Source organism: Streptomyces sp. NPDC014733 (genome assembly GCF_043083385.1).
Classification (GTDB): Bacteria; Actinomycetota; Actinomycetes; order Streptomycetales; family Streptomycetaceae; genus Streptomyces.
In genome coordinates this window covers 343,765-358,325 of sequence record NZ_JBIBYO010000005.1, presented here as the reverse complement: position 1 = coordinate 358,325, position 14,561 = coordinate 343,765, and the positions used below count along the sequence as shown (strand labels likewise).

Sequence of the window (14,561 nt, the reverse complement as noted above, 5' to 3'; positions counted from 1 at the left end):
CGAGGGCCGTGGTCACTGCGTGCGGTTCTCGCCGCGGTAGTACTCGAAGACCCAACCGAACAGGCCGACGAGGATGACCGGTGCCGAGAAGTAGATCAGCCACCAGCCGAAGACGACGCCCGAGAAGGCGAGGGCGCCGCCGACGGCCAGCGCGAGCGGCTGCCAGCTGTGCGGGCTGAAGAAGCCCAGTTCGCCCGCGTCGTCCGCGACCTCGGCGTTCTCGTTGTCCTGCGCACCCGCGTCGACCCGCCGGGCCGTGAAGGCCAGGTAGTAGCCGATCATGATGCAGAGGCCGAACGCGAGGAACAGCGCGGTGGTGCCCGCCGGCTCCTTCGACCAGACGCCATAGACGATCGCGATGGCGAGGACGAAGACGGAGAGCCAGATGAACATCTTGCCCTGGATCTTCACTTGCCAGCCTCCTTGCCGCCGGCGAGGGCCTTGTCATCCGCCGGGCCGTGGCCGTTCTGGAGGGCGTCCAGCGCGGCGATCTCCGGGTGGTGCAGGTCGAACGCCGGGGATTCGGACCGGATGCGCGGCAGGGTGAGGAAGTTGTGCCGCGGCGGCGGGCAGGAGGTCGCCCACTCCAGGGAACGGCCGTAGCCCCAGGGGTCGTCGACCTCGACCTTCTTGCCGTACTTGGCGGTCTTCCAGACGTTGTAGAAGAACGGCAGTATCGACAGGCCGAGCAGGAAGGACGCGATCGTCGAGATGGTGTTCAGCGTCGTGAAGCCGTCGGCCGCGAGGTAGTCCGCGTAACGACGCGGCATGCCCTCGACACCCAGCCAGTGCTGCACGAGGAACGTGCCGTGGAAGCCCACGAACAGCGTCCAGAACGTGATCTTGCCGAGGCGCTCGTCCAGCATCTTGCCGGTGAACTTCGGCCACCAGAAGTGGAATCCGGAGAACATCGCGAAGACGACCGTACCGAAGATGACGTAGTGGAAGTGGGCCACCACGAAGTACGAGTCGGAGACGTGGAAGTCCATCGGGGGCGACGCCAGGATGACGCCGGTCAGACCACCGAAGGTGAAGGTGATCAGGAAGCCGATCGCCCAGAGCATCGGCGTCTCGAAGGACAGCGAGCCCTTCCACATGGTGCCGATCCAGTTGAAGAACTTCACACCGGTCGGGACCGCGATCAGGAAGGTCATGAAGGAGAAGAACGGCAGAAGTACGCCGCCCGTCACATACATGTGGTGCGCCCAGACCGTCACCGAAAGACCGGCGATGGAAATCGTCGCGGCGATCAGACCGATGTAACCGAACATCGGCTTCCGGGAGAAGACCGGAATGACCTCGGAAATGATGCCGAAGAACGGCAGCGCGATGATGTACACCTCGGGGTGTCCGAAGAACCAGAAGAGGTGCTGCCAGAGCAGTACGCCGCCATTTGCCGCGTCGAATACATGGGCACCGAACTTACGGTCCGCCTCCAGGGCGAACAGCGCGGCGGCCAGGACCGGGAAGGCCAGCAGGACCAGCACACCGGTCAGCAGGACGTTCCAGGTGAAGATCGGCATGCGGAACATCGTCATGCCGGGGGCGCGCATGCAGATGATCGTGGTGATGAAGTTGACCGAACCGAGGATCGTGCCGAAGCCGGAGAAGGCCAGACCCATGATCCACATGTCGGCGCCGACACCCGGCGACCGGACGACGCCGGACAGCGGGGAGTAGGCGAACCAGCCGAAGTCGGCCGCACCCTGCGGGGTGAGGAAGCCGGCCACCGCGATCAGCGAGCCGAAGAGGTACAGCCAGTACGCGAACATGTTCAGCCGCGGGAACGCCACGTCGGGCGCGCCGATCTGCAGCGGCATGATCCAGTTGGCGAATCCGGCGAACAGCGGCGTCGCGAACATCAGCAGCATGATCGTGCCGTGCATCGTGAACGCCTGGTTGAACTGCTCGTTCGACATGATCTGCGTGCCCGGACGGGCCAGCTCGGCGCGCATGAGGAGCGCCATGACGCCGCCGATGCAGAAGAACGCGAACGAAGTGACCAGGTACATCGTGCCGATCGTCTTGTGGTCGGTGGTGGTGAGCCACTTGACCACGGCGATGCCTGGTTGCTTCTTGCGTACGGGCGGTGCTGCCGGAGCCGAATCGGCGGCGGCACCCTGGGATTCGTTGAGGATGCTCACTTGGTCTTGGTCTCCGCGTTCCTGGCGTGATCCGTCTGGTCCTCGCCTGACGGCAGGTAGCCGGTCTGGCCCTTCTTCGCCAGGTCCTTCAGGTGCTCCCGGTACTTCTCGGGGGAGACGACCTTGACGTTGAAGAGCATCCGGGAGTGGTCGACGCCGCAGAGCTCGGCGCACTTGCCCAGGAAGGTGCCCTCCTTGTTGGGGGTCACCTCGAAGGCGTTGGTGTGGCCCGGGATGACGTCCATCTTCATCAGGAAGGGCACCACCCAGAAGGAGTGGCTGACGTCACGCGAGGTCAGGATGAACTGGACCTTCTCGCCCTTGGGGAGCCAGAGCGTCGGGCCGGGGTTACCGGTTTCCGGGTCCCGCGTGGCGGGGGTGCCGGAGTCGTGGACGCCGTCGGCGCCGGCCGGGAAGCCCTTCTTCATCCTGTCAGGAATCGCCTTGAGCTGTTCCTGCTCGCTCTTGCTCGCGACGGTGGACTTGTTGCCGTCCACGTCCTCGATGTAGTTGAACGCCCAGCTCCACTGGAAGCCCACCACGTTGATGACGTGGTCGGGCTTCTTGGACGTCTTGAGGAGTTCACTCTCATCGCGCGCGGTGAAGTAGAAGAGCACCGCGATGATGATGAACGGAACGATCGTGTACAACGCCTCGATCGGCATGTTGTACCGGGTCTGTGCGGGGACCTCCACCTTGGTCCGGCTGCGGCGGTGGAAGATCACGCTCCAAATGATCAGACCCCAGACCAGCACGCCCGTTGCGAGGGCGGCGGCCCAGGAGCCTTGCCAAAGAGAGAGGATCCGCGGCGCCTCGTCCGTGACGGGCGTCGGCATACCGAGGCGGGGGAAGTCCTTTGATGTGCAACCAGTCGCGGTCGCCAGGACCAGGCCCGCAGCAAGCACCTGCGGCAGCTTCCGCCGCATCGGGCGCCGCGACGAGCGGTCGGAGCCGTTGGGACTCACGTAGCGCCTTCCCGAGAGTCTCGCCCGCGAGACCGGCTGCGGCCGTCTCGCTGGTCGGTCGCCGGCCCTGGCGCGGGCAGGGGTTTGGATGTTTATGCGGACCAAACCCTACTGGACGCTATTTGAGGGTGCGCGGGGAGGGTGCCCAACGCGGCGCGTCACTCCCCGAAGGGGTGGTTCTCGCAGGTCCGCGGCCTCCTTCCGGCCCCCGAACACCCGCCTTTCCGCGGGATCTGACGCCCCGCCCGGGGCGGGCCCCGCGGGGCGGCGCGGCGTTCCGTGGCGGGGGCCGCCGTGGCGCCGCGCCGGTCCTCTACCGTCTCGTACGTGCCCTACTTCGACGCCGCCTCCGCCGCTCCCCTGCATCCCGTCGCCCGGGAGGCACTGCTCGCCTCGCTGGACGAGGGGTGGGCCGACCCGGCCCGGCTGCACCGGGAGGGGCGGCGGGCCCGGCTGCTGCTGGACGCCGCGCGGGAGGCCGCGGCGGAGGCGGTGGGCTGCCGGGCCGACGAGCTGGTTTTCACCCCTTCGGGTACGCAGGCGGTGCATGCGGGGATCTCCGGCGTGCTGGCGGGGCGGCGGCGGGCCGGGCGGCGGCTGGTGCACTCCGCCGTGGAGCACTCCTGTGTGCTGCATGCGGCGGAGGTCCATGCGGCGGCCGGCGGGTCGGTGGCGGTGGTCGGGTGCGACCGGGCGGGGCGGGTGGCGGCGGACGGTTTCGCGGCGGCGCTGACGCCGGACACCGCGCTGGCGGCGCTGCAGTCCGCCAACCACGAGGTGGGGACGGAGCAGCCGGTGGCCGAGGTGGCCGAGGCGTGTGCGGCGGCGGGCGTGCCGCTGCTGGTGGATGCGGCGCAGTCGCTGCCGTGGGGGCCGGTGGCGGGTCCGTGGTCGGTGCTGGCGGGCAGCGCGCACAAGTGGGGCGGGCCGCCCGGGGTGGGGTTGCTGGCGGTGCGGAAGGGGACGCGGTTCGCGCCGCGGGGTCCGGTCGACGAGCGGGAGGCGGGGCGCTCGCCCGGTTTCGAGAACATCCCGGCGATCGTGGCGGCGGCCGCGTCGCTGCGGGCGGTGCGGGCGGACGCCGCGGCGGAGGCCGGGCGGCTGCGGGGGCTGGTGGCGCGGGTGCGGGAGCGGGTGGCGGCGGTGGTGCCGGATGTGGAGGTGGTGGGCGATCCGGAGCGGCGGCTGCCGCATCTGGTGACGTTCTCCTGTCTCTACGTGGACGGCGAGTCGCTGCTGCACGCGCTGGACCGGGCCGGGTTCTCGGTGTCGTCCGGCTCGTCGTGCACCTCCAGCACGCTGACGCCGAGCCATGTGCTGAAGGCGATGGGGGTGCTGTCGGAGGGGAACGTCCGGGTGTCGTTGCCGCCCGGGACCGGGGCGGACGAGGTGGAGCGGTTCCTGGAGGTGCTGCCGGGGGCGGTGCGGGAGGTCCGGGCGGCGCTCGGTGCGCCGGGGAGGGCCGCGGCGGCGCCGGCGGGCGAGGAGCCCGGGTCGCTGGTGGTGGACGCGCTGGGCGAGCGGTGTCCGGTGCCGGTGATCGAGCTGGCGAAGGCGGTCGGACGGGTGCCGGTGGGTGCCACCGTGACGGTCCGGTCGGACGACGAGGTGGCGGCGCTGGACATCCCCGCCTGGTGCTGGACGCAGGGTCAGGAGTACGTCGGTGAGCGCCCGCTGGAAGGGGGCCGCGGCGCCGCGTACGTGGTGCGGCGCCGCGTGTAGGCGGGCGGGCCCGTACGCCCCGGGGGCGCGGGCCGGGCCGGGCACGCCGCGGCCCCGTGCTCCTCGCCGGGGGGCGGGGCACGGGGCCGCGGTCACGCCTCGGGGCGGCGGGGCTCCCCCGGCGCCCGGCCGGTCAGGCCAGGTGCTGCTGGATCTCGGCGGCGGCCTCGTGGCCGTAGGCCTTGGTGAAGCGGTCCATGAAGTGGCTGCGGTGCAGTTCGTACTCCTGGGTGCCGACGGTCTCGATGACGAGGGTGGCGAGCATGCAGCCGACCTGGGCGGCGCGCTCCAGGCCGACGCCCCAGGAGAGTCCGGAGAGGAAGCCGGCGCGGAAGGCGTCGCCGACGCCGGTCGGGTCGGCCTTGGTGTTCTCCTCGGGCGTGCCGACCTCGATGACCGGCTCGCCGACGCGCTCGATGCGGACGCCGCTGGCGCCGAGGGTGGTGACGCGGGTGCCGACCTTGGCGAGGATCTCCTCGTCGCTCCAGCCGGTCTTGGACTCGATGAGGCCCTTCTCGTACTCGTTGGAGAAGAGGTAGGCGGCGCCCTCCATGAGGGTGCGGATGGCCTCGCCGTCCATGCGGGCGATCTGCTGGGAGAAGTCCGCGCCGAACGGGATCCGGCGGGTACGGCACTCCTCGGTGTGGCGGATCATCGCCTCGGGGTCGTCCGCGCCGATGACGACGAGGTCGAGGCCGCCGACGCGTTCGGCGACGGTGTGCAGCTCGATGAGGCGGGCCTCGCTCATGGCGCCGGTGTAGAAGGAGCCGATCTGGTTGTGGTCGGCGTCGGTGGTGCAGACGAAGCGGGCGGTGTGCAGCACCTCGGAGATGCGGACCGAGCGGGTGTCGACGCCGTGGCGGTCGAGCCAGGCGCGGTAGTCGTCGAAGTCGTTGCCCGCGGCGCCGACCAGGATCGGCGCGGCGCCGAGCTGGCCCATGCCGAAGCAGATGTTGGCGGCGACGCCGCCGCGCCGGACGTCGAGCTCGTCGACGAGGAAGGAGAGGGAGACCGTGTGCAGCTGATCGGCGACCAGCTGGTCGGCGAAGCGGCCGGGGAAGGTCATCAGATGGTCGGTGGCGATGGAGCCGGTGACTGCGATACGCACGGCTGTCTACTCCTGCGGAGGCGTAGGGAGGGGCGGGCGTTGCACCACGCTACCCGCTCCCCGGGCCCCCTCCCACCTGCCGAAACTACCGCATAGTAGGGCTTTCCCGACTGACACCGGATGCGTACGGTTCCCGTATGACCAAGCATGTGAACCCCCTCACATCCCCGGCCCGGCCCGTGGGTGGCGCCGAGCCCGAATCGCTGGACCAGCTGCGCGGTGACTGCGCCCGGATGGCGCCGCGCTGGCGGTCGGCGCACCGTACTCCCCCGGCGCCGGACCACGCCGCCGAGCTGCACGGCGTGCGGGTGTCCCCGGCGTCTGCGGCGCTGGTGGACGGGATGGCGGAGTACGGCGACTGAGACCGGGTAGGGCCGGGCCGGGACGGCCGGGTGGCCGCCGCGGGCCGGTGGGCCGCGGGCGGGCGCCCGGCGTGTCCGGCCGCCGCCGGGTGTGTCCGGTGCACCGGCCCCGGGGAACCGCCCGTGCGCCCGCGCCGTCCCAAGGGTGTCCTCCCTCGCGGAGGGCGGCACGACGGACGGATGGCGGAGCCGAAGGAGCGATGCGGTGAACAGCGAGGACACCACCCCCGAGGCGGTAGCGCCCCCGCGGTCGCGGCGGAGCCGGGTCGCGGTCGTCTCGGTGGCCGCGGCGGTGCTGCTGGCCGGCGGCGGGGCCGCGTACTGGGCCTCGGCCGCCGGTGACGACGGGGACCGCGGCAGGGCGGGCGGGCCGCCGCCCCTGGTGCTCGACGGGTATCAGGGGCGCGGGCAGATCGCCGCCGGTGAGCCCAATCCGCAGGGCGCGGCGTACCGCGCGGTGAAGGCGCTGCCGGACGGGCCCGGTTCCGCGCCGGTGTACCGGCCGCACGGCGGTGTCACGCCGGAGGCGGTGAAGCGGCTGGCGGAGGCGTTGGATGTGGCCGGAAAGGTCCGGTCGGAGGGCACCAGCTGGAAGGTGGGCGGGCCGACGCACGACGGCCGGGGCCCGGTGCTCCAGGTGACCAAGACGGGTTCGGGCTCCTGGACGTACTCCGCGTACGGCACGCCCGGCGGCACCAACTGCGCGCTGCCCGCGTCCCCCGAGGGCGGGGCGGACGGTGCGTCGGAGCAGCCGGGGTGCCCGTCGTACCGGGGCGGGCCGGACGCCGCGACGCGGGACGACGGCAGCGGTGCGGGCGCGGTGTCACAGCAGCGGGCGGAGCGGGCGGTGCGGCCGGTGCTGGCGGCGCTGGGCCAGCCCGACGCCCGGCTGGACGCGCACGGGCTGTCCGGTGCGGTGCGCACGGTGCGGGCCGATCCGGTGCTCGGCGGGTTGCCGACGTACGGCTGGCAGAGCGATCTCCAGGTCGGTGCGGACGGTCAGGTGGTCGGCGGCAGCGGGCAGTTGGCGCGGCCGGTGAAGGGGGCGGAGTATCCGGTGCTGAGCGCGGAGCGGACACTGGCGCGGCTCAACTCCCGCGACGGGAGCCACACCCCGGGCGACTGCCGGTCGTCGGACGCGGCGCCGGGGAAGTCGGGCGGGATCGCGCCGTGCGAGCCGGCGCCGACGCGGGCGCAGAAGCCGGCCGAGGTGACCGGCGCGGTCTTCGGGCTGTCGGTGCAGTACGTGTCGGGCGGCCAGGCGCTGGTGCCGTCGTGGCTGTTCACGGTGGTGCAGCCGGGTGCGGGTGACGGACCTGACGCGACGGCGACGGTGGCGCACCCGGCGGTGCAGCCGCAGTATCTGACGCATCCCGGCGACGGTCCCGCGAAGGGGTCCGGCTCGCCGTCCGGGGAGCCGGGCGCGATGGCGCTGGAGTCGTACGCGGTCTCCGACGGCGGCCGGAAGCTGACGGTGCACTTCTGGGGCGGGGTGTGCAGCACCTACACGGTGCGGGCGCACGAGTCGGCGAAGGCGGTGCGGGCGGAGATCACCGGCAAGGAGAAGAAGCCGGGCCAGGTCTGCGTGAAGAGTGCGAAGGAGTTCACCCGGACCGTGACGCTGGAGAAGCCGCTGGACGGCCGGAAGGTGATCGACGTGTCGACCGGTGAGCCGGTGCCGGCGCGGTAGGGCGCGGGGTCCGTCCGCGCGGGCCCCGGCCGTGCGGGCCGGCCGGATCTCCCCGTCCGGCCGGTCCGCGCGGCGGGGCCGGGCGGGCGGACCCCGGAAACGCCGGAAGGCGGCACCCGCGGGGGTGCCGCCTTCCGGCGTCTGTCGTCCCGCAGCCGGTCAGCTGAAGGAGTCGCCGCAGGCGCAGGAGCCGGTGGCGTTGGGGTTGTCGATCGTGAAGCCCTGCTTCTCGATGGTGTCGACGAAGTCGATCGAGGCGCCGCCCAGGTACGGGGCGCTCATCCGGTCGGTGACGACCTTGACGCCGTCGAAGTCCTTGACCACGTCGCCGTCGAGCGAGCGCTCGTCGAAGAAGAGCTGGTAGCGCAGACCGGAGCAACCGCCGGGCTGCACGGCGACCCGGAGCGCGAGGTCGTCGCGGCCCTCCTGGTCCAGCAGGGCCTTCACCTTCGACGCGGCCGCGTCGGACAGGATGATGCCGTCACTGACGGCGGCCTTCTCGTCCTGAACGCTCATCTACATCTCTCCCGGGTTGTACGGACCGCTTGTCAACGGATGCAACCAACTGCAACCGGCGTCGTCCCGGATTAATTCCGGCTGCACGCGTGGTGGGTCGGGCCCTTCCGGGCCGTCCCGGCCGGGCTCCGCTGACCTTCCTTTCCTCATGCTCGCACATCTGAGCACGGGACCGCTGTGACGCCCGGCGAACGGCGGGTACGGATGCGTCACATCGACACTATGGCCATCGTCAAAGTGACGTGAAGCGGATATCATGAATAACGTCAAATAGACGAAAAGGGTCGGGCGGCACCTCCGCCGCGGCCCCCGGTGCGGCCCCGCCGCACCCGCCGAGGAGAAGAGAGGGTGCGTGTCGTGACCACCGCCCAGCCCCTGGACGTAACGCCGACCCCGCTGGCGCTGCTGCTGCTCGGCCGCGAGGCCGACCCGAAGAGCGAGCGCGGCGTGGAGTGCCCCGGCGATCTGCCGGCCCCGTCCGACCCGGATCTGGTCGCCCGTGCCCGCGCGGCCAAGGCGGCGCTCGGGGACAAGGTGTTCGTGCTGGGCCACCACTACCAGCGCGACGAGGTGATCGAGTTCGCCGATGTCACCGGCGACTCCTTCAAGCTCGCACGGGACGCCGCCGCCCGGCCGGACGCCGAGTACATCGTCTTCTGCGGTGTGCACTTCATGGCGGAGTCCGCCGACATCCTCACCGGCGACGACCAGCAGGTGATCCTGCCGGACCTGGCGGCCGGCTGCTCGATGGCCGACATGGCCACCGCCGAGCAGGTCGCGGAGTGCTGGGACGTCCTGACCGAGGCGGGCGTGGCCGACCGGACCGTGCCCGTGTCGTACATGAACTCCTCCGCCGACATCAAGGCGTTCACCGGGAAGCACGGCGGGACGATCTGCACCTCGTCCAACGCGAAGCGGGCGCTGGAGTGGGCGTTCGCGCAGGGGGACTCCTCGTCCACGAAGGTGCTCTTCCTCCCGGACCAGCACCTGGGCCGCAACACCGCCGTCCGCGATCTGGGGATGTCCCTGGAGGACTGTGTGGTCTACAACCCGCACAAGCCGAACGGCGGGCTGACCGCCGAGGAGCTGCGGGCCGCGAAGATGATCCTGTGGCGCGGCCACTGCTCGGTGCACGGGCGGTTCTCGCTGGACTCGGTGAACGACGTCCGCGCGCGCATACCCGGCGTGAACGTGCTGGTCCACCCCGAGTGCAAGCACGAGGTGGTGGCCGCGGCGGACCAGGTCGGTTCGACGGAGTACATCATCAAGGCGCTGGAGGCCGCCCCGGCCGGTTCGAAGTGGGCGATCGGCACCGAGCTGAACCTCGTCCGCCGGCTGGCGAACCGCTTCGCACCCGAGGGCAAGGAGATCGTCTTCCTCGACCGGACGGTGTGCTTCTGCTCGACGATGAACCGCATCGACCTGCCGCACCTCGTCTGGGCGCTGGAGTCGCTGGTCGCCGGGAAGACCGTCAACCGCATCGAGGTCGACAAGGAGACCGAGCACTTCGCCAAGCTGGCGCTGGAGCGGATGCTGGCGCTGCCGTAGCCGGAACCGCGTGCCCGACGGGGCCGCGTCCGCCCGGATCCCCGGGTGGGCGCGGCCCCGTCCGGTGCCGCGCCCTGGGGCGCCGGAGGGCGCGTTCCGGGGCGAAGCCGTCCACGGAGGCGCCGGGTGAGAGCGCCCGTCGCCGGGAGGAACAAGGGCCTGTCCCCCTTCCTCTTCCGCGGCGTGGTGCGGGAGGCTCGTGGCCCGGGTAGGTCAGGGGCCGACGGGGCGCCGGGGGCGAGGAGGCGGACGTGGACGTGGACGGTACGGCGGACGGGGACTGGTATGTGGACGGACGGTGCACCAACTGCGATGTGGCGCGGCAGCTCGCGCCGGAGCTGATCAAGGAGATCGGCCGCCGGTCGGAGGTGGTGCGGCAGCCGCGCGACGCGGCGGAGGAACGGCAGCTGCACGCCGTGGCGTTCGCCTGCCCGACGCGGTCGGTGCGGCGGCACGGCGGGCGGGTGGCGGCGGAGCGGGACCCGTTCCCGCTGCGGCTGGACGACACGGTGAGCCTGTGCGGGCACAACTCGCCGCACACCGCGGGCGCCAACGCCTATCTGCTGCGGCGGCCGGACGGAACGCAGCTGATGATCGACACGCCGCGGTTCGCCGAGGCGCTGGCCGCCCGGTTCGAGGCGGACGGACCGGTGACCGATGTCCTGCTCACCCACCGGGACCACGCCGCGCACGGCCGCCGCTACGCCGACCTGTTCGGGGCCCGGCTCTGGATCCACGAAGGTGATCTGGACGCCTCGCCCGACGCGGACCAGGTGCTGCGCGGTACCGGCCCGGTGACGGTCGCCGACGGGGTGGTCGCCCATCCGCTGCCCGGCCACACCCGGGGCAGCGTCCTCTACGTCGCGGACGAGCGGTACTGCTTCAGCGGCGACAGCTTCTTCTGGTCGCGGACGACCGGCGACCTCGAAATCGCGGAGAGCGTCACCTGGTACTCCGTCACGGAGCTGGCCGCGTCGCTGGCCCGCACCGCCGGCCGGCTGCGGTTCTCCTGGCTGCTCCCCGGGCACGGCGACCGCAGGCATCTGCCGGAGGCGGAGATGGCCCGGCGGCTGCGGGAGTTGACCGACCGGGCGCAGGAGATGCGGCCGCGGCCGGTGGATTTCACCGCGCTGCGGTGGTGAGCGCGGGCACGCGCGGCACGCCGTGGCGCGCCCGGCGCGGAGGGGCGCCGTCCGCCGGGCGCCGCGGGAAGGACGCAGCCCCCGCGACCGCCGGCTGCGGTCGCGGGGGCTGGTACGAGGCGCTGTGTCACGCCGTACGGAAGGCTGTCAGACCCCCGCGGGCTCCGGCGCCCGGTCCTCTTCCGTGTCCGGGGTGGCGGCCGGGTTCCCGTCCTTGCGGGCCCGCCTGTCCGCCTTCTTCCGCGCCCGGCGCTCCTTGCGCAGCTCGATGATCGCGTAGAGCGTCGGGACGAGGAGGAGGGTGAGCAGGGTGGAGGTGATCAGACCGCCGATCACGACCACCGCGAGCGGCTGGGAGATGAAGCCGCCGTCGCCGGTGAGCGAGAGCGCCATCGGCAGCAGCGCCATGATCGTGGCGAGTGCGGTCATCAGGATCGGGCGGAGCCGGTGGCGGCCGCCCTCGATGACCGCCTCGACGACGCCGTAGCCCTGTGCCCGGTACTGGTTGATCAGGTCGATCAGCACGATCGCGTTGGTGACGACGATGCCGATGAGCATCAGCATGCCGATCATCGCCGGGACACCCATCGGGGTGCCGGTGATCACCAGCAGACCGAGCGCGCCGGTGGCGGCGAACGGGATCGAGATCAGCAGGATCAGCGGCTGGACGATCGACCGGAACGTCCCCACCAGCAGCAGGAAGACGATCGCGATGGCCGCCAGCATGGCCAGGCCCAGCTTGCCGAACGCGTCGGACTGGTCCTGGGAGACGCCGCCGATGGTCGCGGTGGCGCCGGACGGCAGCTTCAGCCCGTTGATCTCGCTCTGCAGCTTCGCGGAGACCGCGCCGGTGTTGTCGCCGGTGGGCTTGGCGGTGACGGTCGCCGAGCGGGCGCCGTCGATCCGGGTCATCTGCACCGGACCGGCCACGGTCTTGACGGTGGCGAGGTCACCGAGGCGGGCCATGCCGGACGGGGTCGGCAGCGGCAGGTTCTTCAGTTCGGCCTCGGTGGTCGCCGGGTGGGCCGACGTGATCACCACATCGCGCTCGGTGTCGTCGAGCACCGCCTTGCCGCTGGGGGTGCCGCTCACCGCCTGGGCGACGGCCTGGCCGAGGGTGGCCTGGGTGTATCCGGCCGCGGCGGCCTTGTCGTTGGGCGTCACGGAGATCCGCGGCACCGACTGCGAGAGGTCGCTGCGGACGTCGGTGACGTCGTCGAGACCCGCGACGGCCTTCCGGACCTGCTCGCTCGCCTTCGCCAGGACGTCGGCGTCACCGGCCTTGACGACCACGCTGAGGTCCTGGTTGCCGAAGCCACCGCCGCCCGCGCTGACCGAGGTGGTGCCGGCGGACCGGCCGAGCTTCGCCAGATCGGCGCGGAGGTCCTCGGTGACCTTGTCGGAGTCGGCCGCGTCCTTCAGTTTCACCTGGTAGGTGGCCTGGTTGGCGGCGGAGCCGCCGCCGAAGGCCGCCATCATCCCGGAGGAGCCGACGGTGACCTGGTAGTCCGCCACACGCTCGTCGGCGGCGAGGATCTTCTCGACCCGCTTCGCCTGGGCGTCGGTCGCGCCGAGGCTGGTGCCCGGCTTCAGCTCCTGCTTGATGCTCAGGGTGTCCTGCTGGCCCTGGTCGAAGAAGGTGGTCTTGAGCAGCGGGGCCATGCCGAAGGTGGCGATCAGGACCGCCACGGCGATGAGCACGCTGACCGCGCGGCGGCGGGTGGCGAACCGCAGCACCGGCACGTACATCCGCTGCAGCGCGCTCCTCGCCTCCTTCTCCTCGGCCTCGCGGCGCAGCTGCTCGACGTCGGTGCCCTCGGGGATCTCGGGGGCGCGCAGGAACCAGAACGACAGGACCGGCACCACGGTCAGCGAGACCAGCAGCGAGGCGAGCAGGGCGACGGTGACGGTCAGCGAGAAGGAGCCGAAGAGGGCGCCGACCATGCCGCCGACCACACCGATCGGGAGGAAGACCGCGACGGTGGTGAGGGTGGAGGAGGTGATCGCGCCGGAGACCTCCTTGACCGCGTTGATGATCGCGTCGCGGCGCTCCTCGCCGTAGCCGAGGTGCCGCTTGATGTTCTCCAGCACGACGATCGAGTCGTCGACGACCCGGCCGATGGCGATGGTCAGACCGCCCAGGGTCAGCATGTTCAGGGAGAGGTCACCGGTCCACAGGACGATCAGGGTGAGGACCACGGACAGCGGGATGGAGACCGCGGTGACCAGCGTCGAGCGCAGGCTCAGCAGGAAGACCAGGATCACGATCACGGCCATGACCAGGCCGAGCAGGCCCTCGGTGGTCAGCGACTCGATCGACTTGGAGACCTGCGGGCCCTGGTCCGAGGCGATGGTGACGCTCGCTCCGGCGCCCAGATCCTTGCGGATGGTGTCGAGCTTGTCCTTGACCGCGTCGGAGATGGCGACGGCGCTGCCGTCCTGGCTCATCGTCACGGTGACGGAGAGGCTGGGCTTCCCGTCGGTGCGGGTGATCGACGTCGGGGTGGCCGCGGTCTCCGCGACGGTGGCGACGTCACCGAGGCGGACCGGCTTGCCGCCCTGGCCCGCCGGACCGGCCGCCGGGGCGACCATCAGGTCCTTGATCTGCTGTACGGCGGTGAAGCCGCTGCCGACCTGCACGGTCTTGCTGCGGCCGTCCTCGGCGAAGGCACCGGCGGGCACCGAGGCGCCGCCGGCCTGGAGCGCCTGGCCGAGCGCCGCGCCGTTGAGGCCCGCGGCGGCCATCTTCTTCTCGTCCGGGGTGACCGCCACGATCCGGTCCTGGACGCCGCCGACGTTGACCTGGCCGACGCCGTCGATGTTCTTCAGGTCCGGGACGACCGTGCGGTTGAGCTGGTCGGCGAGGCTCTGCTGGTCCTTCTTGGTGGAGGAGGCGGCGAGGACGACCGTGGGCAGATCGTCGGTACCGCCGGAGACCACCTGCGGGTCCACGTCCTTCGGCAGCTTCGCCCGGGCCCGGTTGACGGCCTGCTGGACGTCGGCGACGAGGGTCTTGGAGTCGTTGCCGTAGTCGAACGACGCCATGATCACGCCGGCGCCCTCGCTCGACGTGGAGGTGACGCTCTTGATGCCGTTGACCGCCTGGATGCCGTTCTCCAGCGGCTCGACGACCTGCTTCTCGACGACATCGGGCGAGGCGCCCTGGTACGGCGCGACCACGGAGACCATCGGCAGGTCGATGGAGGGCAGAAGCTGCTGTTTGAGCTGCGGGATCGCGATGACGCCGAAGGCGACCGCGACGATGGATATCAGCGCTATCAGGCCGCGTTGCACGAGGCTGATGCGGGACAGCCAGGACATGGGTGAGGGTCCTTCTTCTGTTCTGGGGGGGCGGCGGTAACGG

General features: G+C 71.4%; 11 protein-coding genes. 5 read left to right on the top strand and 6 right to left on the bottom strand.

What is annotated here, in order from left to right:
* Window positions 1–12 precede the first annotated feature (12 nt).
* Genes ACF1BH_RS15330 through coxB form a run of 3 tightly spaced genes read right to left on the bottom strand, consistent with a single transcriptional unit; the run spans window position 13 to window position 3,109 of the window.
* Window positions 13–411, bottom strand: coding sequence for a cytochrome c oxidase subunit 4 (locus ACF1BH_RS15330; protein WP_391642943.1), 399 nt, complete (start codon window positions 409–411; stop codon window positions 13–15).
* Entirely contained in the window at window positions 408–2,144 is a 1,737-nt protein-coding gene (gene ctaD / locus ACF1BH_RS15325; RefSeq protein WP_391642942.1) for a cytochrome c oxidase subunit I, read from the bottom strand. Before ctaD ends, ACF1BH_RS15330 begins: the two co-directional genes overlap by 4 nt.
* Window positions 2,141–3,109 (bottom strand): cytochrome c oxidase subunit II, encoded by a 969-nt coding sequence (gene coxB / locus ACF1BH_RS15320; protein ID WP_391642941.1) that lies wholly within the window; start codon window positions 3,107–3,109, stop codon window positions 2,141–2,143. The genes ctaD and coxB overlap by 4 nt, the downstream gene beginning before the upstream one ends.
* 327 nt (window positions 3,110–3,436) lie before the next feature.
* Here coxB and ACF1BH_RS15315 point away from each other — a divergent pair, with 327 nt between their 5' ends.
* Window positions 3,437–4,831 carry a cysteine desulfurase/sulfurtransferase TusA family protein gene (locus ACF1BH_RS15315; protein WP_391642940.1) on the top strand — a complete coding sequence of 465 codons (1,395 nt, stop codon included), beginning with the start codon at window positions 3,437–3,439 and terminating at the stop codon, window positions 4,829–4,831.
* 133 nt (window positions 4,832–4,964) lie between these two features.
* On the opposite strand, the gene ACF1BH_RS15310 is transcribed toward ACF1BH_RS15315, so the two are convergent.
* On the bottom strand, window positions 4,965–5,939 hold the full coding sequence (locus ACF1BH_RS15310) for a carbohydrate kinase family protein (RefSeq protein ID WP_391642939.1): 975 nt from the start codon (window positions 5,937–5,939) through the stop codon (window positions 4,965–4,967).
* 137 nt (window positions 5,940–6,076) lie between these two features.
* On the opposite strand from ACF1BH_RS15310, the gene ACF1BH_RS15305 reads away from it, so the two are divergent.
* Window positions 6,077–6,301 (top strand): hypothetical protein, encoded by a 225-nt coding sequence (locus ACF1BH_RS15305; RefSeq protein WP_391642938.1) that lies wholly within the window; start codon window positions 6,077–6,079, stop codon window positions 6,299–6,301.
* A 205-nt stretch (window positions 6,302–6,506) separates the two neighbouring features.
* The gene (locus ACF1BH_RS15300; protein ID WP_391642937.1) at window positions 6,507–7,991 is read left to right on the top strand and encodes a hypothetical protein; all 1,485 of its coding nucleotides are present in this window, start codon (window positions 6,507–6,509) and stop codon (window positions 7,989–7,991) included.
* A gap of 159 nt (window positions 7,992–8,150) precedes the next feature.
* On the opposite strand, the gene ACF1BH_RS15295 is transcribed toward ACF1BH_RS15300, so the two are convergent.
* A complete protein-coding gene (locus ACF1BH_RS15295; protein ID WP_030281855.1) occupies window positions 8,151–8,507 on the bottom strand; it encodes an iron-sulfur cluster assembly accessory protein in 357 nt (118 codons plus the stop codon).
* A 357-nt stretch (window positions 8,508–8,864) separates the two neighbouring features.
* Between ACF1BH_RS15295 and nadA the strand changes: the two genes are divergently transcribed.
* Both nadA and ACF1BH_RS15285 read left to right on the top strand, forming a co-directional pair.
* Window positions 8,865–10,055, top strand: coding sequence for a quinolinate synthase NadA (nadA, locus tag ACF1BH_RS15290; protein WP_391642936.1), 1,191 nt, complete (start codon window positions 8,865–8,867; stop codon window positions 10,053–10,055).
* A gap of 251 nt (window positions 10,056–10,306) precedes the next feature.
* Window positions 10,307–11,197: a 4Fe-4S domain-containing protein gene (locus ACF1BH_RS15285; protein ID WP_391642935.1), complete on the top strand. Its 891-nt coding sequence runs from the start codon at window positions 10,307–10,309 to the stop codon at window positions 11,195–11,197.
* A gap of 147 nt (window positions 11,198–11,344) precedes the next feature.
* Here ACF1BH_RS15285 and ACF1BH_RS15280 read toward each other — a convergent pair whose 3' ends face one another.
* Window positions 11,345–14,518, bottom strand: coding sequence for an efflux RND transporter permease subunit (locus ACF1BH_RS15280; RefSeq protein ID WP_391642934.1), 3,174 nt, complete (start codon window positions 14,516–14,518; stop codon window positions 11,345–11,347).
* Window positions 14,519–14,561: the final 43 nt, after the last annotated feature.

What these genes read in the sequence shown, in the direction of transcription:
- ACF1BH_RS15305 (WP_391642938.1), top strand. Translation starts at nt 6,077, where the DNA reads ATGACCAAGCATGTGAACCCCCTCACATCCCCGGCCCGGCCCGTGGGT.
- ACF1BH_RS15295 (WP_030281855.1), bottom strand. Translation starts at nt 8,507, where the DNA reads ATGAGCGTTCAGGACGAGAAGGCCGCCGTCAGTGACGGCATCATCCTG.
- ACF1BH_RS15280 (WP_391642934.1), bottom strand. Translation starts at nt 14,518, where the DNA reads ATGTCCTGGCTGTCCCGCATCAGCCTCGTGCAACGCGGCCTGATAGCG.